Raw genomic sequence first — 23,030 nt, 5'->3', positions numbered from 1 at the left:
GGGAGCTTTTTGTTATTTCAACGGATTCTCTCCTTGGATGACCCGGATGAGGAACATGACGATCGCAGCCACGAGGAGGAGGTGCACGAACCAGCCGATGGAGTAGGTGCCAATGACGCCAAGGAACCAGAGGATGAGGAGGAGGGCGGCGATGGTGATAAGCATAAAATTATGTGGCTAGCCTTTAACGTCGAAATCCGGGTTTCCTCCTGCCGGAGCTTCCTCCGTGGGAGCGGGGCAGGCGGCAAAGGCACAGGAGGGAGGGATACGGCTCACGTAGGAGCCATCAGGGCAGAGCTTCACGTCCATGGTGCAGACTCTGGAAGATTGCGGCGCTCCGGTGATGTTGAGGGATTCGCTCCGGAAGAAGAGGAAATAGGCACCTACGGCGAGGATGACGAGGGCGATAAATCCGATGGTCCAGTAGAGAGCTACATTCATAGAGGAGGAGACGGCTCCTTGTGCCTCGTCTTACGCTTTAGGACAAGAGGAGAAGCTATTGAAGTTTGCTATAATTCCTAAAATGGCTATCAAGCTATCTGCCTCCCGTCTCGATTTGAGCAATGCGCGTTTAGACAACGCTGACCTGCGTGGCTACGCGGAGACACAGAATGCCCTCGGCAACGTGAGCGGCGCTACCGCCATAGATCTTTCCCTCGGCACGGTAGTGACGGCTACGGTAACCGCAGCCACCACCTTCTCGATAACTAATATTCCCTCTGCCACTCAATATGTTTCTTTCACCTTAGTCCTCACCAACGGTGGCAGATTCACCACTACCTGGATGAGTGGCACTAAGTGGCAGAACTCTGTTGCGCCGACGCTCTCGGTTATCGGTACTGATGTTCTGACTTTATTTACGACTGACAACGGCACGACCTGGAGAGGGAGCGTAGCGATGCCAAACTCATCAAGCGGAAGTCAGCTCTTTAGTTGGGGCAGTCATGGAGGCGTTGGTGCCGTGGGACAAGGACTTACCACTGTCAACGCCTCTTCTCCTGTCCAATTGGCGGGCACCTGGGTACGCGCCACAGGAGGACGCTATGACGCTTTGGCTTTGCGTACGGACGGCTCTTTGTTTGCTTGGGGTGATAATGGCAACGGACAACTAGGGCTTGGCGATATCGCTAGCCGCTCTTCCCCGACGCAGGTCGCGGGGACCTGGGTGGCCGTGTCTGCGGGGCAGTACCATACTCTCGGTATAAAGGCTGACGGTACGCTCTGGGGGTGGGGGTATAACGCCTCTGGCGCACTTGGCCTCTCTGATACGGCTAAGCGATCCTCTCCCGTCCAGATATCTTCTGGTGTTTGGACGGACGTCTTCGGCGGGAGCGGACGTTCGCATTTTATAAATTCTTCCGGAGAGCTGTTCGGCACCGGCGGGAATACCACTTTCGGGCATCTAGGTTTAGGAGATAAGGTAAACCGCTCCTCCCCAGTACAGATTGGGGGCACCTGGTCTTCTGTTGCTTGCGGCGTACATCTCACCATGGGGGTGCGTAGCAACGGAACCCTCTGGGGGATAGGAGGGTATAACGCCCTTGGGGCTATGGGACTCGGCGATGCGATTAATCGGTCGTCTCCGGTACAGGTGGGGGCCGACACTTCTTGGTCTTCGGTTTTCTCTCATAACACCAGCCACCATTCACTGGCTCTCCGTTCGAATGGCGCTCTGTTCTCTATGGGGTTTGGCTCCCAGGGGGCCCTCGGTCATGGCGATGTCGTCACTCGCTCTTCGCCGACTCAGCTTGCGGGTACATGGTTATCTGTCGGATCCGGCCAATATCATCACGTAGCATCGAGGACCAATGGTCAGATGTTCGCGTGGGGCCTCAACGATACGGGGCAGCTTGGTCTAAGCGATCTCGTCAATCGTTCATCTCCTGTGCAGGTTACGGGCGCTTGGGGACTTATGTCTGGAGGCAGGAATAACAGCTTGGGTCTGAAGCAGTAGAGAGCAGAGTTTTTCGTTCAAGCGAAAAGTTCTCTTAATCCTCCGATCCTCCTGCTGCGGTCGCTCCTTCTTCCTGTAATTTCTTCTTGATCTCTTCCAGAATCTCTTTGCTTATCTTGGGATTCTCCTTGAGGAAGGTGCGTGCAGCATCATAGCCGCGGCCGATGGCTTCATTCCCGTACTTGTAGGAGGCGCCGGACTTCTGGATGATGTTGAACTTCTCACCGAGCGCGAGCATTTCGCCCTCTTTGGAGATACCTTCTCCGTACATGAGGTCGAACTCGGTCTGACGGAATGGAGCAGCCACTTTGTTCTTGACTACCTTCACACGCGCGCGGCCGCCCATGACTTCATCGCCCTTCTTGATCGAGGCGATACGGCGGATATCGAGACGCACGGAGGCGTAGAATTTAAGCGCCTTGCCGCCTGGGGTAGTCTCGGGGTTGCCGAACATTACGCCGATCTGCATGCGGATCTGGTTGATGAAGATGATGATGGTCTTGCTGCGTGCCACGATGGCGGTGAGCTTGCGCAGCGCCTGGGACATGAGGCGAGCCTGCTTGCCCACGTGCTGCGCGCCCATGTCACCCTCGATCTCGTCTTTGGGGGTGAGGGCCGCTACGGAGTCGATGACGATGACGTCGAGCTTGGCCGAGCGTACTAGGCTCTCTACGATCTCGAGCGCCTGCTCGCCGGTGTCCGGCTGGGAGATGAGGAGGTGCTCGATGTTCACGCCGAGCTTCTTAGCGTACTCCGGATCCATGGCGTGCTCTGCGTCGATGTAGGCGCAGATGCCGCCGCGCTTCTGCGCTTCTGCTACCACATGGAGAGCGAGAGTGGTCTTGCCGGAACTCTCGGGGCCAAAGATCTCCACAATGCGTCCGCGGGGGAGACCGCCGATGCCGAGGGCTGCATCGAGCCCGATGGAGCCGGTGGGGACGGCTTCCACGTCTACGCGCGGCTTGTCGCCGAGCTTCATGATGGATTCTTCGCCGAACTTGGTGCGGATAGAGCGTAGGGTGTCCTCGATGCCGGACATTCCTACTGCTTCCTTCTCCTTCTTTTCTTTCTTATTTTTCTGCATAGAAAATTACTTAGTGCGTACCAGCTCGATCTCTCTTTCGGCGCTGTGGCCGAAGCGATCCCGGGCCTTAAGCGTGACTATAGTATAGCCCAGGGGGGCTAAGAGCTGCTCTCGAAAGCGGCCTTCTTCCGTGGTGTAAATCTGCCTCCCATCCAGGCTTATGAACGCGGCGTTCTTGATAGAGCCGGAGACCGTAAAGAGGGGTCCTTCCAAGGGTGTGCCCTCAAGCGGGGACTCCAGGGTGATGACGGGGCCGTCGAGGTAGGCGCGGGCCTGGAAATAGCCATAGGCTACAGCGCCAACCAGGATGACTATTATAAAAAGGGGACGGAGTGACTCTCTGACCGTCCTCATATCTCTTCAGGGACTTCGGAGGAGGAAGTAGCGTTCCCGGACTTGATGAGTACGTCGCGGGGCTTGGAGCCAGAGCCAGGGCCGATGACACCTTTCTCTTCGAGGATATCCATGAGGCGGGCAGCCCTGGCGTAACCCACGCCGAGCTTGCGCTGGAGGTAGGAAGTAGAGGCTTTGCCGGCGGAGATGACCGTCTCTCGAGCGTCCTCGTACATGTCGTCGTCCACGTCGTCATCAGAGACCATGGAGGCGAATATCCCGCCTTCAGTGGCAGCAGCAGGGCCACCGAGATTGATCTCGTTCGGCACTTCATCCTTGTATGTCTCTGCGAGGAACTTCACCACCTTCTTCACCTCGTCCTCAGAAATGTAGGGGGACTGGATACGCTGTGGCTGGGACATCTCGCCCGAGAGGTAGAGCATATCGCCCGCGCCAAGGAGCTTCTCGGCGCCTGCCATATCGAGGATGGTGCGGGAGTCGATCTGGGAGGCTACCTGGAGGGCGATACGAGCGGGGACGTTCGCTTTGATGAGGCCGGTGATGACGTTCACTGAGGGGCGCTGGGTGGAGAGCAGGAGATGGATACCCACCGCACGGCTCATCTGAGCGAGGCGCACGATAGAGGATTCGAGTTCGCGTGGGTAGGCCTGCATGATGTCGGCGAGCTCGTCGATGATGATTACGATGTAGGGCATAGGCTCGGGACCGGCGGATTCTGGGCCATCCTTCTTCATCTTCGTGGTGCCTTTCTGCACGTTCTTATGATAACTCTCGATATCGCGCACGCTCTCTGTTTCCAGGATGTCGTAGCGGCGATCCATCTCCTTGGCTGCCCATTTGAGCGCTTGGATGGCTTTCTTTGCATCCGTGATGACTGGAGTGAGCAGGTGGGGGATCTTGTTGTACAACGTAAGCTCCACGCGCTTCGGGTCAATCATGATGAAGCGCAGGTTCTCTGGGGAATTGCGGAAGAGGAGGGAGGTGACCACTACGTGAATGGTCACGGATTTGCCGGAGCCGGTAGCGCCGGCGATGAGGCCGTGAGGCATCTTGGCGATGTTGGCGTAGTGGAACTTGCCGGAGACGCCTTTGCCGAGGGCTACCAAGAGCGGCTTGTCCGACTTCTGGAACTCTTCGTTAGAGAGGAGACCGGAGAGACCGACGGTCGCCTTTACGCTATTAGGAATCTCTACACCCACCAGAGATTTACCCGGGATCGGCGCTTCGATACGGATGGGGTGTGCGGCGAGCGCGAGTGAGAGGTCGTTCTGGAGCGCGACGATGCGGGAGAGCTTCACGCCCTCTGCGGGCTTCAGCGCATAGCGAGTCACCGATGGACCGATGGAGATCTCATCCATCTCCACCACGATGCCGAAGTTCTGGAGGGTGCGCTTGATGATGTTGCCGTTCGCCTTCACGTCGCCGACTGCTGGCTTGCCGCGATCCTTCTCGAGGAGGGTCAAAGGTGGCGGCACGAAAGGAGTGCCGAAGGAGCTGGTGATCTTAAAATTGTAACCCTCGATCTTGTCGCCCGAGGCTTCGCTCGCGACTACTGGGGTCGGGCGAGCAGCTTCTTCCTGAGGTTCTTCGGTAGCTTCCGGTCGTTCTTCTGGTAGCGGCGCATCCTCATACTGCTCACTTTCAAGAGGAGCGAGGAGTTCGTCTTCGTTCGCTCCTTTTTTCTTGAACGGGTTGCTGAAGCCTGAGAAGGCTACTTCAGGGAAGGAGAGTTCGAAGAGTATGAAAACGGAGACGAGGAGTGCTGCGCCGAGGATTACCGCGCTCGCGTAGAAATCGAAGGCGCTCTGGAGAGGGGAGGCAATGGAGCTGCCCACGATGCCACCGGCTTCCGGGGAGAGGAGGGCGGCAACACCAAGACCTGAGATGACGAAGAGGACGGAGCCGAAGGCCTTGAGGCCGATGGGCTCTTCCCGCTTGGTGCGGGCGTAGGAGACGGTCAGGAAGAGAGAAAGGATGGGGAGGAGGAAGTATCCGTAACCTAAGAGATATGAGAGGAGGGAGTAGGCCTCGTTCCCGGCTACGCCCGCGAGCGAGAGGGCGGCAAGAAGGAAGAAGATGGTCGCGGAGCCGTAGAGCACGGCGGCGATGCCGCGACGAGTACCCTCTTTAAGAGAGCTCCAGGGGTTCTTGAACGGGGGAGCTGCATCGAGCTTCTCCTGCTTATCTTGCTTAGAGTTGGCCCTGGCCATATAGATAGGGCAATTTTAGCACAGGCTGGGGAAAACCTAATGCACAGCCATAAATAAGGCCTTTTTTCTATTGGACAGGCGTTTAGGACGGTGTTACACTTGATTAAAAGACACATACGTGGTATAAAAGACATACAATATGTCCGATACAGAACAAAAGGACAAGATGATTCCGAGCTACCAGAATACCGCCCTGTTCAAGGGGAATGACGGTCTTCTCTTTGCATTCAAGAAGAGCCAGAAGCTCGCGGCCGCTGTCTACCTGGTGACAGATCTTGTCTCTGAGGAGGAGAAGCTTCGTCGTGATTTGCGCGAGCTCTCCGTGGGACTCGTTAAGGACATCCTCTCTTCGGCTACGATGCGCGGGATGCTTCCGTCCGTGAAGATCCTGGAGATTCTCTCGCTCCTCGAGATCGCCTCTGGCGCACGCCTCATCTCTCCTATGAATGCGGAGGTGCTGAAGCATGAGTACGACCAGGTGCTTGAGATTCTCGCTAAGGCGGAGAATCTCTCCTCAGCTCCGGTCATCGCTCTCTCCGAAGAGCTTTTAAAAACTGATGCGATGCCCCCGGTCCCTAGCCTCCTTCCTGTCTCGAGCGTGCTTGATCCGAGCTATGTATCGGCTTCCACCTTTGCTACGCCTGCGAGCAGTCTCCCGCGCCGCACGCCTTCTTCTATGGGACAGAATAAAGGACAAGAACCTGCCGTGACCAAGGAGCGCTCCCTCTCTATTCTCGACCTCATCAAGAGGAGCTCGTTGCCGTTGAGTATAAAAGACATTGCCAGCCATATACGGGGCGTAGGTGAGAAGACCATCCAGCGCGAGCTCGGAAGCTTGGTCGCTCAGGGTGTCCTTAAGCGTGAAGGGGAGCGTCGCTGGAGCCGCTACTCTCTGCGGTAAGTGTCCTTAAAACTACTCTGATAGGGCTTTTGAGCCGGCGCGGGTGCGCCGGCTTTCTCCTTATATAGGAATATCCCTTAATTTCGTTGACTTCGGGGTCTTTTTATGCGAGCATGGCGAGGTGGCTTATTCCCACAAAAAAGAGCCTGATAAAGGCTTTTTTCGGGAGTTATCCACAAAAAACTTTTGCAGGGGAGTGAGGCGAATACTATAATTCGCGCTACGGTTCGACATATTCTATGTCGTGTCCGTCATCACTACTGAACGACCGATATACCGAAGAAGTTTCCGACCGGCCCTCAAAAGAACGATCGTTGACAATTTCATAGAGGTTTGGAAAACCACCAAACTCAAAGCATTCCCGAATGGATGATCAATCCCTCTCTTTTACCGCGTGTCCGAACCACCATTATCATTCCGCAAGCTACCCTGTACGCCCTCTGTCGAAAGATAGAGAAGCGTACGGGATAGTTGTGTAGCGCGTGCGGGTCACTCCGTGTGCGTTGCAGTGTGGATAGTCGGTAAGTCGATTCCGACGTCAAATCCCACACCGAGGGAATATGCGGCACAACGCGTGCTGCATATCTTTCGTTCAGTAATTAATAACGTATGGCATTAAAATCGAAAACTGCGAAAGTAGTCGCCGGTTTTGTGGGCTTCGCAATGGCCCTGTCCTTCGTAGTTGCGCCGTCGTCTGCAAACGCGGCCACTGCTGAAGAGCTTCAGGCGCAGATTGCCAGCCTCTTGGCGATGATTTCCCAGCTTCAGGGTCAGCTCAACACGGGCGGCTCTACTGCTGGCACGGGCTACAACTTCACTACTAACCTTCAGCTCGGCTCGAAGGGCGAGGCAGTGAAGCAGCTCCAGATAGCTCTCAACAGGGATGCAGCGACTCGCGTCGCTCTCTCAGGTGCAGGTTCTCCTGGCATGGAAACCACCACTTTCGGTCCGGCTACCCGGGCTGCAGTGATGAAGCTCCAGGCTAAGTACGGAATCTCCACTACGGGTACTGTCGGTCCGCTCACCCGCGCCAAGCTCAACTCCTTGGTCGTGGTGACGACTCCGACCACCCCTACTACCCCTACCACTCCCACCACTCCTGCCGGTACGGGTCTCTCGATCTCTGCGGCAACTCAGCCTGCGGCTTCCTTGGCTCCTGAGAACGCTTCTCGCGTTCCCTTCACCAAGGTCGTCCTCACCGCGTCTAACGATGGTGATGTGACGGTCAACAGCCTTGTGGTTGAGCGCGGCGGTCTCGCTCAGAACGCCGTCTTCGACGGTATCGTCCTCCTCGATGAGAACGGTACTCAGATCGGCATCGCAAAGACTCTCAACTCGAACAACCAGGCTACTGTAGGCGAGCCGTTCGTCGTCAAGAAGGGAACTTCTAAGACGGTGACTGTCGCTGGTAACATGGCTTCGACGCTTGACTCCTACGCTGGTCAGGTAGCAATGCTCTCGGTCGTCGCAGTGAACACCTCTGCTACGGTCTCTGGCTCGCTCCCGATCGCCGGCGCAGGTCACACCATCAACGCGTCTCTCACAATCGGTACTATCACCAACGCTGTCTCTTCGTTTGACCCGAACACTTCGGCAAGCAAGGAGATCGGCACCACTGGCTACAAGTTTGCCGGCGTCCGCGTCACCGCGGGTTCTGCCGAGAAGCTCCGCCTCTGGTCCGTTCGTTGGAACCAGGCCGGTTCTGCTTCTCTCACGACTGACCTCGCTAACATCAAGGTCTTCGTAGATGGCACGAGCTACGACACCATGGTTTCTGCAGATGGTAAGTATGTCACTGCTTCCTTCGGCTCCGGTCTCGTCATCGACAAGGGTCTCTCCAAGGATATCTACATCCAGGGTGACATCGTCGGTGGCAACGCTGCTGGCCGCACGGTCCGCTTCGACATCGCAAACCGCACTGACGTCTACGCAACTGGCGAGACCTACGGTTACGGCGTGACTCCTCCGGCTGGCGCAAGCTCTGCTTCCGACAGCACGTCTGAGTTCACCGCTGGTACCCCTTGGTTCCACGGTTCTCTCGTGACCGTCACTGGCGGTACTGCAACCACGATCGCCAAGGCCACCTCTGTCGCTTCTCAGAACATCGCTGTCAACGTGCCTAACCAGGTACTCGGCGGCTATGAGACCGACATCAAGGGCGAGGCGATCACTGTCCAGTCTTCTACCTTCTACTTCACCACTTCCGGTGCAGCTTCTTCTGCTCTCCTCACGAACGTTACCCTCGTTGACTCGAACGGTGCGGTCGTCGCAGGTCCGGTAGATGCAACTGCCGTAGGCGGTACGAACCAGAAGGTTGTCTTCTCGGACACCATCACCTACCCGGTTGGCAAGCAGACCTACACCCTCAAGGGTAAGGTCCCGACTGGTGTTGCCTCTAACTCGACCTACATCGCGTCCACTACTCCTTCGGACAACTGGACGACGGTTCGCGGTCAGACTACTGGTAACAGCATCACTCTCTCGAACGGTCAGTTCGCGATGAACACCATGACGGTCAAGGGCGCAGCTCTTGCCATCACGATCTCGTCCGATCCGGCTGCTCAGACCATCGTTCCTGGTGGACAGTCTCGTATCTTCACGAACGTCCAGCTTGACGCGACTCAGTCTGGCGAGGATGTGCGCTTCTCTTCGATCCCGCTTACGCTCACGCTCGGCGGATCGGCTGTAGCCACCTCTCTCTCGTCTTGTCAGCTTTACGACGGCACCACCGCGCTCAACAGCTCGAACGTGGTCAATCCGTCGGCTTCTGGCTCTGCGACTTACACCTTCGACCAGTCCCTCGTGGTTTCGAAGGGCACGATCAAGACTCTTACGCTTAAGTGTAACGTCTCGGCTTCTGCTGTGACGAACAACACCTTCTCGTGGGGTATCGCATCGTCTCCTTCCATCACGGTCACTGGCGTAACGTCCTCTGCTGACGTCTCTGAGACTGTCACGGCTGCTACCGGTCAGACTCAGACCATCGGCGCAGGTTCGTTCACTGTTACCAAGGATTCTTCTAGCCCGTCTTACCAGATCGCGGCTGGCGGAACTTCCGGTGTCACTGCAGGCGTACTCCGCTTCGCAGGCACCAACGAAGCTGTAGACATCACTCGTGTTGCTCTCCAGCTCTCGGGCGTAGCCGCTTCGAGCACCCCGTCTCACCTTACGAAGGTCTCCCTCTGGGATGGCTCCACTAAGGTCGGCGAGGCCACCTTCACCGGTGAGAATCGCACGGCTACCTCGACTCTTACCCAGTCCTTCCGCGTCCCTAAGGACAGCACCAAGCTCATCACCGTCAAGGTTGACCTGAGCACCGTTGGTACTGGCCAGAACGCCACTTCCTCTGGTCACCTCGTGAAGGTTGACTACGATGGCAACGACTCGACGGGTACCCAGGGTACGGGCGTTGAATCCGGCACCACCCTCAACACCGGTTCCTCTTCGGACTCCGACGTTGACGGCATCCGCGTCATGAAGTCCTATCCGGTATTTGCTCGCTTGAGCATCCCGAATAGCGTCCTCAGCACGCAGTCCGGCATGGATCTCTACCGCTTCAGCGTGACCTCTACTGGTCAGGCCGGCAGCGACGGAGTCTCCATCTACAAGTTCACGGTCAACGTCTCGACTTCGTCCACTCCGTCTGGAACTTCTTCCACGACCGTGACGAACCTCAAGATCATGGCCTACACCGATAGCTCGTTCAGCTCGGCAGTCTCTGGCTTCACCACTTCTGGTCAGGTCAACACGACTATCGCCGGACTCGTCTCGAGCGGTGCTAACGATGTGCTTGTAACGGGCGCTTCCTCTGGCTACTTCCGCATCCCGACTGGCAGCACCTACTACTTCAAGGTACAGGGTGATGTCACTCTCACGGGCGGCGTAACCAGCGGTCAGGTCATCACTAAGATCGATGGAGATGCGGCATACCCGTCTCTCGCCGCTCTCATGGATGACGCTGTGGCAATCGATGCGGATGGCAATGACGACTTCGTCTGGTCTCCGAACTCGACCACCACGTCTGCTACGACTGGCAACGACTGGACCAACGGATACTTTGTCTCGGGCCTTCCGTCCGACAACATGGATTCCGTCACCATCTCCAAGTAACACATCGTTACTCTGGATCCCACGGTTAGCTTAGGCTAATCGTCGGGACGGTTAGCAAAAACCCCGCCTCACGGCGGGGTTTTTGCGTTACTTGGAAATATAGCTACAATAGCTCTATGCAGAAAAATATCCTGATAGTTGTCGGTGCAGCAGTACTCATAGGAGTAGCAGGTTTCGGTGTTTGGAAATGGCAGAGTCTTTCTTCTGATACTCCCGCTTCTGGCGCTACTACCACCCCCGAATCTAATTTCCCGGTCAGTGCTTCCACGAGCGCGCCAGTAACCATCACTCCGCTTCCGGTGCCTTCTGAGTCTGGCTCTGGTCTTCCTCCTCATCCGTTCATCAACCGGGAGATCTCTGTTCCTGCGAGCTTCACGGTCCAGGAGAAGGCTATCGTCTTGGCAGATATTGAAGCTGTCCGTGTCCGACTCCGTAATAACCCGAAGGACCTCAATGCTTGGATCGACCTCGGCATCCGGTACAAGACGATTAATGACTACGAGGCGGCGCGCGAAGCCTGGGAGTATGTCTCGCTTATGAGTCCGACCAACATCGTCTCCTACAACAACATCGGCAATCTCTATCACTACGAGCTCAAGGATTACGTGCGCGCGGAGATGAACTTAAAGCAGGCTGTTCATAATGATCCTCAGTACTTGCTTTCCTACCTCAACCTCCACGATCTTTACCGTCTCTCTTATCAGCAGAACACCACTAAGGCGGCTGATATCCTGCAGCAGGGGATAAAGCAGAACCCTAAAGCGGTTGACCTCATGGTGGCGCTTGCGACCTACTATCGCAGTAAGGGCAATCTCGCTGATGCACGCACTTACTATCAGCAGGCGATCGTGGTGGCCACAGAGCTTAAGAATGACGCTCTAGTGATCACTCTCAAGGCCGAACTCAAAGCTATCGAGTAGCAAAAGAAATAGAGAATGTTCAATAAATCCTTCTTCCGGTTCGCAGCGAGCTTCGTGGGGATCATCACCATGGGCATGATCTTCTTCCTGGGACTCTCCCTGTATAGCTATGCTTCGGGTGCAGAGCTTGGTGCCTCTGTAGCTTCCTTCTGGGAATCGGCATTGCGCTAGCCGGGAAGAGCAGGAAGAAACCGGCCCCGCTTTAGCGGGGCCGGTTTCGTTTGACACCAAGCCAGTCTCTCGGTACTATCCTCCTCACAGGCCTCAAGACAGTAGGCGGCTCGCAAGAGCCTTAATCTAGCCTACCGAAGGTCGAATCTACGTCCCAGCTCAGCTGGGTGAGAGCCCTGTAAGGGGCTTTTTGTTTGCCCCTATAAAAAGAAGAAACTATGGCAATCAGCAAGAAAGACAAGCAGGGAATAATGGAGAAGGCGGAGAAAGCCCTCACCGGCATCTCTTCTGCGGTCTTCGTGAATTTCCACGGGCTCAATGTCGCCAACACGACAGCCCTCCGCAAGGAACTCCGCTCCAAGGGCGTGGGCTACTTCGTGGCTAAGAAGACCCTTCTCCGTCGCGTGCTGGAGAAGCTCGGCTTCGAGGGCTCCGTACCGGAGCTTCCAGGCGAGATCGCGATTGCGTACAGCACAGAGGACCTTATGGCTCCTGCGCGCGAAGTCTACAGCTTCGAGAAGAAGCTGAAGGACAACGTCTCTATCGTCGGTGGTATCTTCGAAGGTACTTACGCCGAGCGCGAAAAGATGGTTTCGATCGCATCCATTCCGTCCATGCCGGTGCTCTATGGCCAGCTGTTGAATCTCATCAACTCGCCGATCCAGGGCCTCGTATTGGCGCTGAGTGCAATCGCGGAATCAAAGGGTACTGCGGCTCCCGCAGCTCCCGAAGCAGTCGCTCCTGCGGCAGAAGCAGCTCCGGCTTCGGAGCCTTCAGGCGAAGTAGCTACGGTCTAAGCGAATCACTTAACTTATCAATCATCTCAAACGTATGGACGAAAACACTCAGGTAGAAGTACCGGCGAAGTTCAAGTCGTTCGTGGATTCCATCGAGGCGCTCAGTGTGCTCGACCTCCATGAACTCGTGAAGCTTCTCGAGAAGCGCTTCGGTGTCTCTGCAGCTGCGGTCGCAGTTGCGGCAGCCCCGGGTGCCGGAGCATCGGCGGCCGAAGAGAAGTCCTCTTTCGATGTCGAGCTCAAGGAAGCAGGTGCCAACAAGATCGCCGTCATCAAGGTGGTCAAGGAGGCCCTCGCTCTCGGCCTCAAGGAAGCCAAGGATCTCGTGGATGCCGCTCCTTCCAAGCTCAAGCAAGGCTTGAAGAAGGAAGAGGCAGAAGCTCTCAAGAAGAAGATCGAAGAGGCAGGCGGCAAGGTGGAGCTGAAATAAGCCCTATCTTTCTCGCAGAAAAGTCCCGCCCGAAGGCGGGACTTTTCTTTTTAGACCCCTTTAGTACTATTGAGCCACCTATGGATATCGCCCCTAAGCTCTTCGGTGGAGAACGCATGGCTAAGCTCCTTCGTCTCTTCCTGTTCAATCCGACTACTGCTTTCGATGGGGAACATATCCGCAAGCGCACCGGCGTAGACGCTAAGAAAGCTCGTCGGGAACTCTCCTCCCTCAAGAGCATGGGGCTCGTCATGGAGCGCACCCCGCTCCGCGGCAAGAAGGAGGTCAGGCTCTCTCTCAACCGTCAGTTCCCGCATGCGGATGTCCTCCGCGAGCTGGTACGAGAGATAGCCCCTTTCGGGGATGCCCAGCTTAAGGAGCGCTTCACTAAGGCGGGCACGATGAAGCTCCTGGTTTCCGCTGGCTTCTTCGTGGACAATCCGGAGAGCCGTCTCGATCTCCTTATCGTGGGGGACAAGCTTAAGAGGAAGCATCTGGAGAAGGCGGTGCGCGAACTCGAGCTCGAGTGCACCAGAGAGCTCCGCTATGCGGTGCTCTCTGGTGCGGACTTCGACTATCGTTTGAATATCTATGACAAGCTCGTGCGCGATGTGTTTGATTACCCGCATCGGGTCATCGTTGATCGTTACGACCTCGCTCGGCAGACTGGCTTATCCACACGACGTGCTGCAGCGCGTGTCTAGAGGGTGCTACAATTTCATTGTTCTTTACTAGCATAGTTGCGCCGCTATCATGCGGTCGCGTTTAACATACGTATGGCACTTGAAATGTGGGGCGACGTGCTCTTGCGCTCGTTCCAGGATCTCGGTTTCGGGCTCGTGGCCTTCCTGCCGAAGGTCTTATTAGCAGTCATCATCTTCCTCGCCGGTTGGGTGGTGGGCTCTCTCCTCGCGCGTGCGATCGCTCGAGTGATCGACATGCTCCGCATCGACGAGGTGCTCGAGGGCGCTGGTATCGGCGTGCTCGTCTCTCGTGCGGGCTTTAGGCTCAATTCCGGTAAGTTCTTGGGCCTCCTCGTGGAGTGGTTTGTCATCGTTTCTTTCCTCATCGCATCTTTTGATGTCTTGGGTCTGGTGCAGGTGAACATCTTCCTCCAGCAGGTAGTGCTCCTCTACTTGCCGCAGGTCATCGTAGCCATCCTTGTCCTCCTTGTGGCAGGCGTGGTGGCTGAGACTATGAAGGAAGTGGTGGGTGGCGCTGCGCGCGCGGCCGGCGTCTCCTCGGCCAACTTCCTCGCGGGAGTGACCAAGTGGTCCATCTGGATCTTCGCCATCCTTACCGCGCTCTATCAGCTCGGCGTGGCGGCTCCTTTTGTCCAGACACTCTTCACTGGCTTCGTGGTGGCCATCTCCATCGCGGTGGGCCTCGCCTTCGGCCTCGGCGGCCAGGATGCAGCAGCCAAGCTCATCGACCGCACCCGCAAGGAACTCGCAGACAAGTAGTCTTTTACTCCAAATCCCCACCGCTCTTTGAGCGGTGGGGATTTGCCGTTTATGGCCATATTTAGGCCTCCTTTTGCCCCTCTTCAGGGTTTGTTGACAGCTATCTATATATCCGTATACTTACCCTCATTCTGACTATGGCTACGACAAAAAACCTCACTGTTAACCGGTAGGACGAGCCAGTTGCTCTGCCCGCCGGAAGGCGGGTTTTTTGTTGGGAGAATCGACCGAATCCACGAACGTTGACAACTTCATTCCCTCACGCCGCCTCCTTTTCCCGCGCAAGCGGGGCTTAAGGGTCTTTTAGGGCGATGGAGAGGGGCAGGTAAGTAAGACAACAAAGTAGTGATTCATAGATCTCCTGACGGGAGATTAAGAGCACACGGTGGATGCCTAGGATTTGAGAGGCGATGAAGGACGTAGCATAGCTGCGATAAGCTTCGGGGAGGTGCCTAGCAACCTTTGATCCGAAGATCTCCGAATGGGGAAACCCTATAGCGTGAACCGCTATAGTCCTGCGACTTGATCCAGGACGCGCACCCAGGGAAGTGAAACATCTCAGTACCTGGAGGAAAAGAAACCAAACAGTATTTCCTTAGTAGCGGCGAGCGAAACGGAAAGAGCCCAAACCTAGTCTTACTTTCGGTCCGCATGCAAATGTTGACCGATAGTGAGACTAGGGGTTGTAAGGTGGCATATGAACATTTATGTTCGGAAAGTTAAAAATTGGCGCATTAGGCGAAGCTGCTGGGAAGCAGCGCCCGAGAAGGTAACAGCCCTGTAGCCGAAAATGCAGCCAACTTTCTTTTGCCATTCTTGAGTAACTCAGGACACGAAAAGCTTGAGTGAATCCGCCGGAACTAACCGGCAAGGCTAAATACTCTCAAATACCGATAGTGAACTAGTACCGTGAGGGAAAGGTGAAAAGCAGTCCAGTGAGGACAGTGAAATAGACCTGAAACCGTGTGCTTACAAGGAGTCAGAGCGGTCGCAAGACCGTCATGGCGTGCCTATTGAAGAATGAGCCAACGAGTTGATGCATGCTGCACGGCTAAGGCCGCGAGGCCGGAGCCATAGGGAAACCGAGTGTGAATAGCGCGAAATTAAGTAGTATGCATCAGACCCGAAGCCAGGTGAGCTACCCATGAGCAGGGTGAAGTTTGTCGAAAGACAGATGGAGGCCCGAACCGGTGAGCCGTTCAACACTCTCGGATGACTTGTGGGTTGGAGTGAAAAGCTAACCGAACCTGGTAATAGCTGGTTTTCTCCGAAATATGTTTAGGCATAGCGTCGAGCGTATCTCTTGGGGGTAGAGCACTGGAAGGTCTCGACAGGGCGAAAGCTCGCGAGACCTATCAAACTCCGAATACCAAGAGTAATTACTCGGCAGTAACACCGTGGGGGCTAAGCTTCACAGGTGTAAAGGGAAACAGCCCTGATCTCCGGTTAAGGTCCCTAAATCTACGCTCAGTGCACTAAAGGAGGTGTTATTTCTCCGACAATGAGGATGTTGGCTTAGAAGCAGCCATCATTTAAAGAAAGCGTAACAGCTCACTCATCAAGAGATTTCGCGCCGCAAATAATCGGGGCTTAAGCGTAGTACCGAAACTGAGGGCTTGTGAGTTCCATTGAGGAAGTTTGTTGGGTAGTCGTCCCGTAGCTCAGGATAGAAGAGCACTCGTGCAAACGAGGGGTCGATGGTTCTACTCCATCCGGGGCGACCAACAAATATTGTTCTTTGGCGAAGGTATCACTTCGCCTCCTCAATGGAACTCATGAGCGGTAGGAGAATATTCCACTCTGCGATGAAGGAGAAGGGGTGACCCACTCTGGAGCGTGTGGAAGTAAGAATGTTGGCACAAGTAACCACAATGGCGCTGAGAACGCGCCACGCCGAAAGACCGAGGTTTCCTTGGCGATGACAATCAGCCAAGGGTTAGTCGGGCCTAAGGGGATGGCGAAAGCCGCACCTAATGGACACATGGTTAATATTCCATGACTTCGTGCATATGCGATGGAGGGACGGAGGACACAAGGAAAGGTGCATTATTGGATTTGCATTATGGGTGATGAGAAGCGTATCCCAGGAAAATCCGGGATACTCGCTTAAATGCGAACTTCGTTCATTCGTACGACTCTGCGCAAGCGGGGGAGCCTTCCGAAGAGCCTTCCAAGAAAATCTTCTAAGCTTCAATATGCAGGAAACCGTACCGCAAACCGACACAGGTGGTCAGCTCGAGTAGAGCAAGGCGAACGAGTGAAATTTCCCCAAGGAACTCGGCAAAAAAGCAGCCGTAACTTCGGAATAAGGCTTCCCGTCGCAAGACGGGCGCAGCGAAAGTATCCCTGGCAACTGTTTACCAAAAACACAGCTCCCTGCGAACTCGTAAGAGGATGTATAGGGGGTGACACTTGACCAATGCCAGAAGGTCAAACAACGGCGTTGCCATGTCGCAAGATGTGGTGGTGACTGTTGCAAGCCCTGGTGAATGTCGGCCGTAACTATAACGGTCCTAAGGTTGTGCGAACGAAGTAATTCGTGCGCACAAGGACTGGGACCGTTATAGAAAAAGGTAAACCGTTATAAAACAATAATCATTGCACTTCCAGCTACCTACCGCGTCGAGATACGCGGATAGTCCAACGTGATCAACGAGAGACCAACGTCACGGACCCAAACTTGCAAAAGTGGGTTAAGAGAGAGTCCAACTGAGAGGAATAGTTGAGCGAAATTCCTTGTCTGGTAAGTTCAGACGCGCACGAATAGTGTAATGACTGGGGAACTGTCTCGGGGAATAGCTCGGTGAAAATACAGTACCGGTGAAGATGCCGGTTACCTGCAGTTAGACGAAAAGACCCCAGGAGCTTTACTATAGCTTGATATTGCTGTTGCGTTTGCGCTGCGTAGAATAGATGGGAGAGGTTGAAGGAATGGTTTCGGTCATTCTGGACTCGTCAGTGAAATACCATTCTGCGCGAATGCACCAGCTAACCATAACGGAAAAAACGTTACGGGACCGTATCTGGTGGGTAGTTTTATTGGGGCGATATCCTCCTAAAAAGTAACGGAGGAGTTTATCAAGGTCACCTAGGCGCGAATGGAAACCGTGCCGATAGTGTAATGGCACAAGGTGGCTTGATTGCAAGGCGTACATGCCAAGCAAGCACGAAAGTGGAACATAGTGAACCGACGGTCCGCGTTAGATGCGGCCGGAGATTAACGGATAAAAGCTACCCTGGGGATAACAGGCTAGTTCTGCCCAAGAGTTCATATCGACGGCAGAGTTCGGCACCTCGATGTCGGCTCATCTTATCCTGGAGGTGGAGAAGCTTCCAAGGGTTTGGCTGTTCGCCAATTAAAAAGGTACGTGAGCTGGGTTCAAACCGTCGTGAGACAGGTTGGTCTCCTATCTACTGCAGGCGTTGATTATTGAGGAGAGTTACTTCTAGTACGAGAGGACCGAAGTGAACTGACCTCTGGTCTATCTGCTGTCCTGCCAAGGGCACCGCAGAGTAGCTATGTCGGGAATGGATAACCTCTGAAAGCATCTAAGAGGGAAGCCAGCTCCAAGATTAGTAATCGTTATTAGACCCGTGAGAGATTATCACGTTGATAGGGTTCAGGTGTAAGCGCCGCAAGGCGTTGAGCCGAGAACTACTAATCCGTCGACTCCCGTCAGGGTATCTGTGAAGCACGCATTGTTTGACATACTTACTCGAATTCGTTAAAAAGCAGGGCAGACATGCCGTACCTACCCTTGTTTCTCTCGATGGCGATTGAGGAGCAAGGGAAAGTCTCTCCGGAGAGACGTGGTGCGGCGCAGGGGAGGGTGTGACGGCGAATCCTTGAGAGTGTGGTTTTTTCTTCGGATGACTAGGGTGCCAGACCGCCACCTTTGATCCTTAGGAGATATCCTTAACTCTCGGACTAGCTCCCCCTCCCCGTTCTTCCTGCTTATGACATTGAATCCTTCAATCTGGTGATTTAACGCGGTGGCCACACCTCTTCCCATTCCGAACAGAGCCGTTAAGCACCGTAGTGCCGATGATACTCGCAAGGGGAAAGTAGGTAGTCGCCAGGTTAAAGCATTCAATGACTCATTTTAGATCGTAAAATAAATAGCCCCGCCTCCCGGCGGGGCTATTTATTTTCTGTTACAATATCCGCATGTCTACCTGGGCGACGCGCCGGAAACTCCTCTATTCCTCCTTCGGGATGCTCATCTTGGCGGCCATTCTCGCTCCGCTCTTCTGGTATATCTATCCCAAGCCCTCTTGTTCGGACGGGAAGCGCAATCAGGACGAACAAGGGGTGGATTGCGGCGGCTCTTGCAGCAAGATATGCGCTGCGGCGACACAGCCTCTGCGCGTACTCTGGACTCGCTCCTTCTTCGTCGCTCCGGGAGTAGCTTCGGGCGCTGCTTTTGTACTCAATCCGAATCCCGCTCTCGGTGCTTCAGATGTCAGCTATCGGCTGCGTCTCTATGACACGGAGAATATCCTCATTGCCGAGCGTCGCGGAGTTGCCGACATCCTCCCGAACGCGCAGTTTCCTATCTTCGAAGGTGGTATCCCGGTAGGGAACCGCATCCCTTCTCGCGCTTTCCTTGAGTTCACCAGTGAACCTGCGTGGCGGCCGCAGACGAGCCCGCCGGATCTCTCGATAAGAAATCAGTCCTTTGATGAACAGGCGCTTGTCTTGGAGGCTGATGTGGCTAACCCCGGTGTCAGTACCTTGCGCAACATCGAAGCTATCGGCGTTATCTATGATGAAGAAGACAACGCTATCGGTGCGTCCAAGACGATCATCGATCGTATCGCGGGCGGTGGCACTGCCCACGTGGTCTTCACCTGGCTTGCGCCCTTCACTTCCTCAGCGGTCTCAGAGCGTATTTACTTCTTAGTGCCGCAGGGCGAGTAATCTATGGGACGCGTGCTCGGGGAATACTTCCAGGCGCTGCGCGCTTCGGTGGACTGGGTGCTCTTTGCTGCGCTCGTGCCGATACTCGGCGCAGGGCTTCTCACCATGAACTCCTTCGAGGGGGAGAATTACTTCTTCGAGAAGCAGTTCATTCTCCTTGGTCTAGCGCTTCTCGTATTCTTTTTCGTAGCAGGGATAGACGTGCGGTTCCTACGGCGTACGGGGGTCCTCGTCTTCCTATACCTCGCGACCATCGGCACTCTCCTCGCGCTCTTCGCAGTAGGGTCAGTATTCAAAGGAGCACAGAGCTGGTTCAACCTGGGGCTCTTCGCGGTGCAGCCGTCCGACCCCGCCAAGCTCATCCTGGTGTTGGTTCTCGCCAAGTACTTTTCGCGACGGCATATCGAGATCGCGAACTTTCGCCATATCCTCATCTCCGGCCTCTACGCAGGCCTTCTCTTCGGGCTCGTATTCATACAGCCTGACTTCGGTCAGGCGCTCATCATCGGCTCGGTGTGGTTCGGGATGGTGCTCGTTTCCGGCATCTCAAAAAAACACCTGTTCCTGGTGCTCGGAGGGGCTGCGGTAGCAGCCGTCTGTCTCTGGTTCTTCGTGCTCGCGCCGTATCAGCAGCAGCGCGTGAAGACTTTTCTCCATCCGCTCGCGGACATTCGCGGCGCGGGCTACAACGCGTATCAATCCACCATCGCGGTAGGCTCCGGAGAGCTGTGGGGCAAGGGTATCGGCTACGGCACTCAGTCCAAGCTCCAATTCCTGCCGGAGTATCAGACTGACTTCATCTTCGCCGCTTTTGCGGAGGAATGGGGCTTCCTCGGAGTGCTCGTACTTTTTCTTCTCTACGGTATCGTCATCTTCCGCCTGGTGCGCTCTGCACTCTACGGGGCTACTAATTTTGAAACACTCTTTGCGGCGGGGCTCGCGGTGATCCTGCTCTCGCACTTCCTCATCCATGTCGGTATGAATATCGGGCTGCTTCCGGTGACGGGTGTGACTATGCCGTTCATGAGCTACGGCGGCTCTCATCTCATCACTACCTTTCTCGGGTTAGGTCTCCTCATGAGTATGCGGCGCTACTCCCGCGGGATGCATCGTGAGGACGCCAGCAGGGAATTCCTGGGGATCTAGCGTTCGTATACAGCTACGGTGTCCGTGACGCATCGCTCCAAGGAGAAATCAGCGCGTACTTTTTCTTTTAGGCGTTCGCCAAGGTGAGTTGAATATTCATTGAAAAGCTCGGCAAGCGCATCCGCGATTGAAGCAGTATCTGGCGTGGCAAGAAGAAGGCCAGTCTCTCTCTGTTCGATGATCTCGGGGATACCGCCCGTGGTGGTAGCAATCGTGGGAAGCCCTGCGAACCCTGCTTCAAGGAGGGTGAGAGGCAGGCCTTCTTTGATCGAGGGCAGGAGGAAAGCATCGAAGGCAGAAAGGAGGGAGGTCGCGTTCTTCCGGAAACCGGCGAGGCGGACGAAATCACCTATATTTTTCTCGGCGATGAGGTGTTCCAGTCTCTCTCGTTCTTCTCCGTCGCTGATGATGGTGTACTCGATCTTCTTAGTATGCGTTTCGTTGTATCCAGCCACTGCAAGGATGGCGGCGGAGAGATTCTTGTTGGGATGAAGTTCCGCAATCGTTCCGAGTTGCCAGGCGTCCTTATTCTCTATGCCGAGCTCTTGCTGCGCTTCCTCGCGCGGGAGAAGCATAGGCGCTTCGACTCCGTTGTGGATGGTGACGAGCTTCTTTCTCATGAATGGCCACGCGGATGCTTCTTCCTGATCGGCGCGGGATACCGCGATGACTGTGTGGGCGAAAGCGGCAGTAAGCCAGGAGAAGAATGTGATGAGGAGGCGGGAGAGAAAGAAGCGCTTCTCCCTGGTCGGCCAGCCATGCGCGGTGTAGATGATGCGAGGTACGGAAAGGATGCGTCCGAGGAGGGCGCCCATGCCGCCAGCTTTGGAACTGTTGAGATGGAGGATATCCGGCTTCTCTTCGCGGATGATGCGAGCGAGAGAGAAGAACGCGCGGATATCGGAAGAAAGAGGGCGCATGTCGCGGCCCATGCCGGAGATCGCGCGGAAGGGGATATTAATCTCCCGCAGTCTGTCAGCGAGCAGTCCTGCGGTTCCTGCGGCAACAGATACCTCGTATCCTTTTTCGTGCATGGCGCGAGCCATATTGAAGACGTAGCGCTGGGCGCCGCCCCAATTTGATTTGGTAATCACGAAGAGAATCTTCTTGCTCATAGGTGTGACTTTGGGTGGTCGGGGAGAGTTATCCTTAGGTAACCCTGAAATCGCCCTAAAAGTAACACTTTTTGAACACATTGTCAAAGTGGTGACTCTGTGGGATAATATACCGTATGAAAATTTCTCCGAAGAGCCGCGAGCCCTTCGTACTCCTTGCGGGTGACTTAGCGTGTTTCGCCGTCGGTCTCTGGCTCGCTCTCTATCTCCGCTATCTCGAGGTGCCGAGCGCATCTCTCTGGAGCCTGCACGCCCTCCCGTTCTCCATCCTCTCCGTATTTTGGATCGTGGTTTTCTTCATCGCCGGTCTTTATGAAAAGCACACGCTCTTCTTCAAGAGGAAGCTCGCTCTTCTTCTCGCGAACGCCCAGATCGCGAATGCGGGGATAGCGGTAGCGTTTTTCTATGTGAGCCCTTCCTATGGCATCAACCCTAAGACGAGTCTCTTCCTCTACTTCTTGGTCTCTTCCGGGCTCCTGTTCTTCTGGCGCCTCTATGGTCCGGAACTCCTCGCACTCCGCTCCCGCGAGAAGGCGATACTCATAGGTTCCGGGGAAGATATCGAGGACCTCGCCCGAGAGATTAATCAGAATCCGCGTTACTCGTTCCATTTTCCGGTCATCCTCAAGGACGACCTCTCCGCGCTTCCGGAAGTTCTCGAGAAGAGCGGAGCCTCCCTCATTGTCGCTGACTTTCACGATTCCTCCGTGGCGAGCACTATCTCCTCCGCTCTCTACGGGAAGCCCTCTGTGCGTTTTGTCGATGCGGGTCGCCTCTATGAAGAGATTTTTGACCGCATGCCGCTTACGCTCCTGAAGCCTAACTGGGCGATCGAATATGTGAACGAAGTGTCTCTTTGGTACAGCGCCATGCGCCGTGCCTTCGATATCCTCCTCGCGGCAGTGCTCGGCGCAGTCTCTCTCGTCTTCTATCCCTTCGTCTGGATCGCTTTGAAGCTCCAGGATGGAGGGCCGCTCTTCATTCACCAGGAACGCATCGGCAAGGAGGGAAAATCCGTCCGTCTGATCAAGTTCCGCTCCATGTCCATGTCCGTCGACGACAAGGGCGTGCAGGGTGTGGCTGGCGTAGTGAACAAGGTAACCCCGGTAGGTGCCTTCCTCCGCAAGACCCGTATTGATGAGCTGCCGCAGCTCTGGAATATTCTCTGGGGAGACTATTCGCTCATCGGTCCGCGTCCCGAATTGCCCGCGCTCGTCGCTGAGTATGTCGCCGCCATTCCGTTCTATCACCTCCGTCACCTCATCACTCCGGGCCTCTCCGGCTGGGCGCAGATCTACCATGACGCTCACCCTCATCATGGCGTAGATATCCCCGAGACCCGCCGCAAGCTCTCCTACGATCTCTACTATCTCAAGAACCGCTCCCTCGTCCTCGATCTCAAGATCGCGCTTAAGACCATAAAGACAATCCTCTCTCGCTCGGGCGCGTAGTGT

At 55.3% G+C, this 23,030-nt stretch carries 18 protein-coding genes and 2 rRNA genes; 14 read left to right on the top strand and 6 right to left on the bottom strand.

What is annotated here, in order from left to right:
• Positions 1-12: 12 nt before the first annotated feature.
• Both K8Q93_00505 and K8Q93_00500 read right to left on the bottom strand, forming a co-directional pair.
• Entirely contained in the window at positions 13-165 is a 153-nt protein-coding gene (locus K8Q93_00505; GenBank protein ID MCE9643719.1) for a lmo0937 family membrane protein, read from the bottom strand.
• Between the two features lie 12 nt (positions 166-177).
• The gene (locus K8Q93_00500) at positions 178-441 is read right to left on the bottom strand and encodes a hypothetical protein (GenBank protein ID MCE9643718.1); all 264 of its coding nucleotides are present in this window, start codon (positions 439-441) and stop codon (positions 178-180) included.
• Positions 442-523: 82 nt separating this feature from the next.
• Here K8Q93_00500 and K8Q93_00495 point away from each other — a divergent pair, with 82 nt between their 5' ends.
• Entirely contained in the window at positions 524-1,954 is a 1,431-nt protein-coding gene (locus K8Q93_00495; protein ID MCE9643717.1) for a hypothetical protein, read from the top strand.
• Positions 1,955-1,988: 34 nt separating this feature from the next.
• On the opposite strand, the gene recA is transcribed toward K8Q93_00495, so the two are convergent.
• The 3 genes from recA to K8Q93_00480 are packed head-to-tail and all read right to left on the bottom strand — an operon-like array spanning position 1,989 to position 5,602.
• Complete coding sequence (gene recA, locus K8Q93_00490) at positions 1,989-3,038, bottom strand: recombinase RecA (GenBank protein ID MCE9643716.1); 1,050 nt, start codon at positions 3,036-3,038, stop codon at positions 1,989-1,991.
• A 6-nt stretch (positions 3,039-3,044) separates the two neighbouring features.
• A complete protein-coding gene (locus tag K8Q93_00485) occupies positions 3,045-3,392 on the bottom strand; it encodes a hypothetical protein (protein MCE9643715.1) in 348 nt (115 codons plus the stop codon).
• Positions 3,389-5,602: a DNA translocase FtsK gene (locus K8Q93_00480; protein MCE9643714.1), complete on the bottom strand. Its 2,214-nt coding sequence runs from the start codon at positions 5,600-5,602 to the stop codon at positions 3,389-3,391. Before K8Q93_00480 ends, K8Q93_00485 begins: the two co-directional genes overlap by 4 nt.
• A gap of 139 nt (positions 5,603-5,741) precedes the next feature.
• Between K8Q93_00480 and K8Q93_00475 the strand changes: the two genes are divergently transcribed.
• The 12 genes from K8Q93_00475 to rodA all read left to right on the top strand — a co-directional run bounded on the left by K8Q93_00475 (position 5,742) and on the right by rodA (position 20,461).
• Positions 5,742-6,503 (top strand): hypothetical protein, encoded by a 762-nt coding sequence (locus K8Q93_00475; protein ID MCE9643713.1) that lies wholly within the window; start codon positions 5,742-5,744, stop codon positions 6,501-6,503.
• A gap of 609 nt (positions 6,504-7,112) precedes the next feature.
• The gene (locus K8Q93_00470; protein ID MCE9643712.1) at positions 7,113-10,613 is read left to right on the top strand and encodes a peptidoglycan-binding protein; all 3,501 of its coding nucleotides are present in this window, start codon (positions 7,113-7,115) and stop codon (positions 10,611-10,613) included.
• A 116-nt stretch (positions 10,614-10,729) separates the two neighbouring features.
• Positions 10,730-11,533, top strand: a complete 804-nt coding sequence (locus tag K8Q93_00465; GenBank protein ID MCE9643711.1) for a tetratricopeptide repeat protein — start codon at positions 10,730-10,732, stop codon at positions 11,531-11,533.
• Between the two features lie 15 nt (positions 11,534-11,548).
• Positions 11,549-11,704, top strand: a complete 156-nt coding sequence (locus tag K8Q93_00460) for a hypothetical protein (GenBank protein MCE9643710.1) — start codon at positions 11,549-11,551, stop codon at positions 11,702-11,704.
• Positions 11,705-11,922: 218 nt separating this feature from the next.
• Positions 11,923-12,501: a 50S ribosomal protein L10 gene (rplJ, locus tag K8Q93_00455; GenBank protein MCE9643709.1), complete on the top strand. Its 579-nt coding sequence runs from the start codon at positions 11,923-11,925 to the stop codon at positions 12,499-12,501.
• Between the two features lie 34 nt (positions 12,502-12,535).
• The gene (gene rplL, locus K8Q93_00450) at positions 12,536-12,931 is read left to right on the top strand and encodes a 50S ribosomal protein L7/L12 (GenBank protein MCE9643708.1); all 396 of its coding nucleotides are present in this window, start codon (positions 12,536-12,538) and stop codon (positions 12,929-12,931) included.
• Between the two features lie 80 nt (positions 12,932-13,011).
• Positions 13,012-13,635, top strand: coding sequence for a hypothetical protein (locus tag K8Q93_00445; protein MCE9643707.1), 624 nt, complete (start codon positions 13,012-13,014; stop codon positions 13,633-13,635).
• A 72-nt stretch (positions 13,636-13,707) separates the two neighbouring features.
• On the top strand, positions 13,708-14,394 hold the full coding sequence (locus K8Q93_00440; GenBank protein MCE9643706.1) for a hypothetical protein: 687 nt from the start codon (positions 13,708-13,710) through the stop codon (positions 14,392-14,394).
• A gap of 360 nt (positions 14,395-14,754) precedes the next feature.
• A 23S ribosomal RNA gene (locus K8Q93_00435) occupies positions 14,755-18,077 on the top strand.
• A 293-nt stretch (positions 18,078-18,370) separates the two neighbouring features.
• Positions 18,371-18,476: ribosomal RNA gene (gene rrf, locus K8Q93_00430) — 5S ribosomal RNA — on the top strand.
• A gap of 86 nt (positions 18,477-18,562) precedes the next feature.
• Positions 18,563-19,315, top strand: coding sequence for a hypothetical protein (locus tag K8Q93_00425; protein ID MCE9643705.1), 753 nt, complete (start codon positions 18,563-18,565; stop codon positions 19,313-19,315).
• A 3-nt stretch (positions 19,316-19,318) separates the two neighbouring features.
• Complete coding sequence (gene rodA / locus K8Q93_00420; GenBank protein MCE9643704.1) at positions 19,319-20,461, top strand: rod shape-determining protein RodA; 1,143 nt, start codon at positions 19,319-19,321, stop codon at positions 20,459-20,461.
• Here rodA and K8Q93_00415 read toward each other — a convergent pair.
• Entirely contained in the window at positions 20,458-21,576 is a 1,119-nt protein-coding gene (locus K8Q93_00415; GenBank protein MCE9643703.1) for a glycosyltransferase, read from the bottom strand. The genes rodA and K8Q93_00415 overlap by 4 nt on opposite strands.
• Positions 21,577-21,692: 116 nt before the next feature.
• Between K8Q93_00415 and K8Q93_00410 the strand changes: the two genes are divergently transcribed.
• On the top strand, positions 21,693-23,027 hold the full coding sequence (locus K8Q93_00410) for a sugar transferase (GenBank protein ID MCE9643702.1): 1,335 nt from the start codon (positions 21,693-21,695) through the stop codon (positions 23,025-23,027).
• The last annotated feature ends 3 nt before the right edge of the window (positions 23,028-23,030 follow it).

The sequence above is a fragment of the Candidatus Parcubacteria bacterium genome, from assembly GCA_021414235.1.
Lineage (GTDB): Bacteria > Patescibacteriota > Minisyncoccia > Phycocordibacterales > JAKFXT01 > JAIOOV01.
The sequence above is the reverse complement of the archived record's forward strand: the minus strand, read 5'-3'. Positions and strand labels throughout refer to the sequence as shown.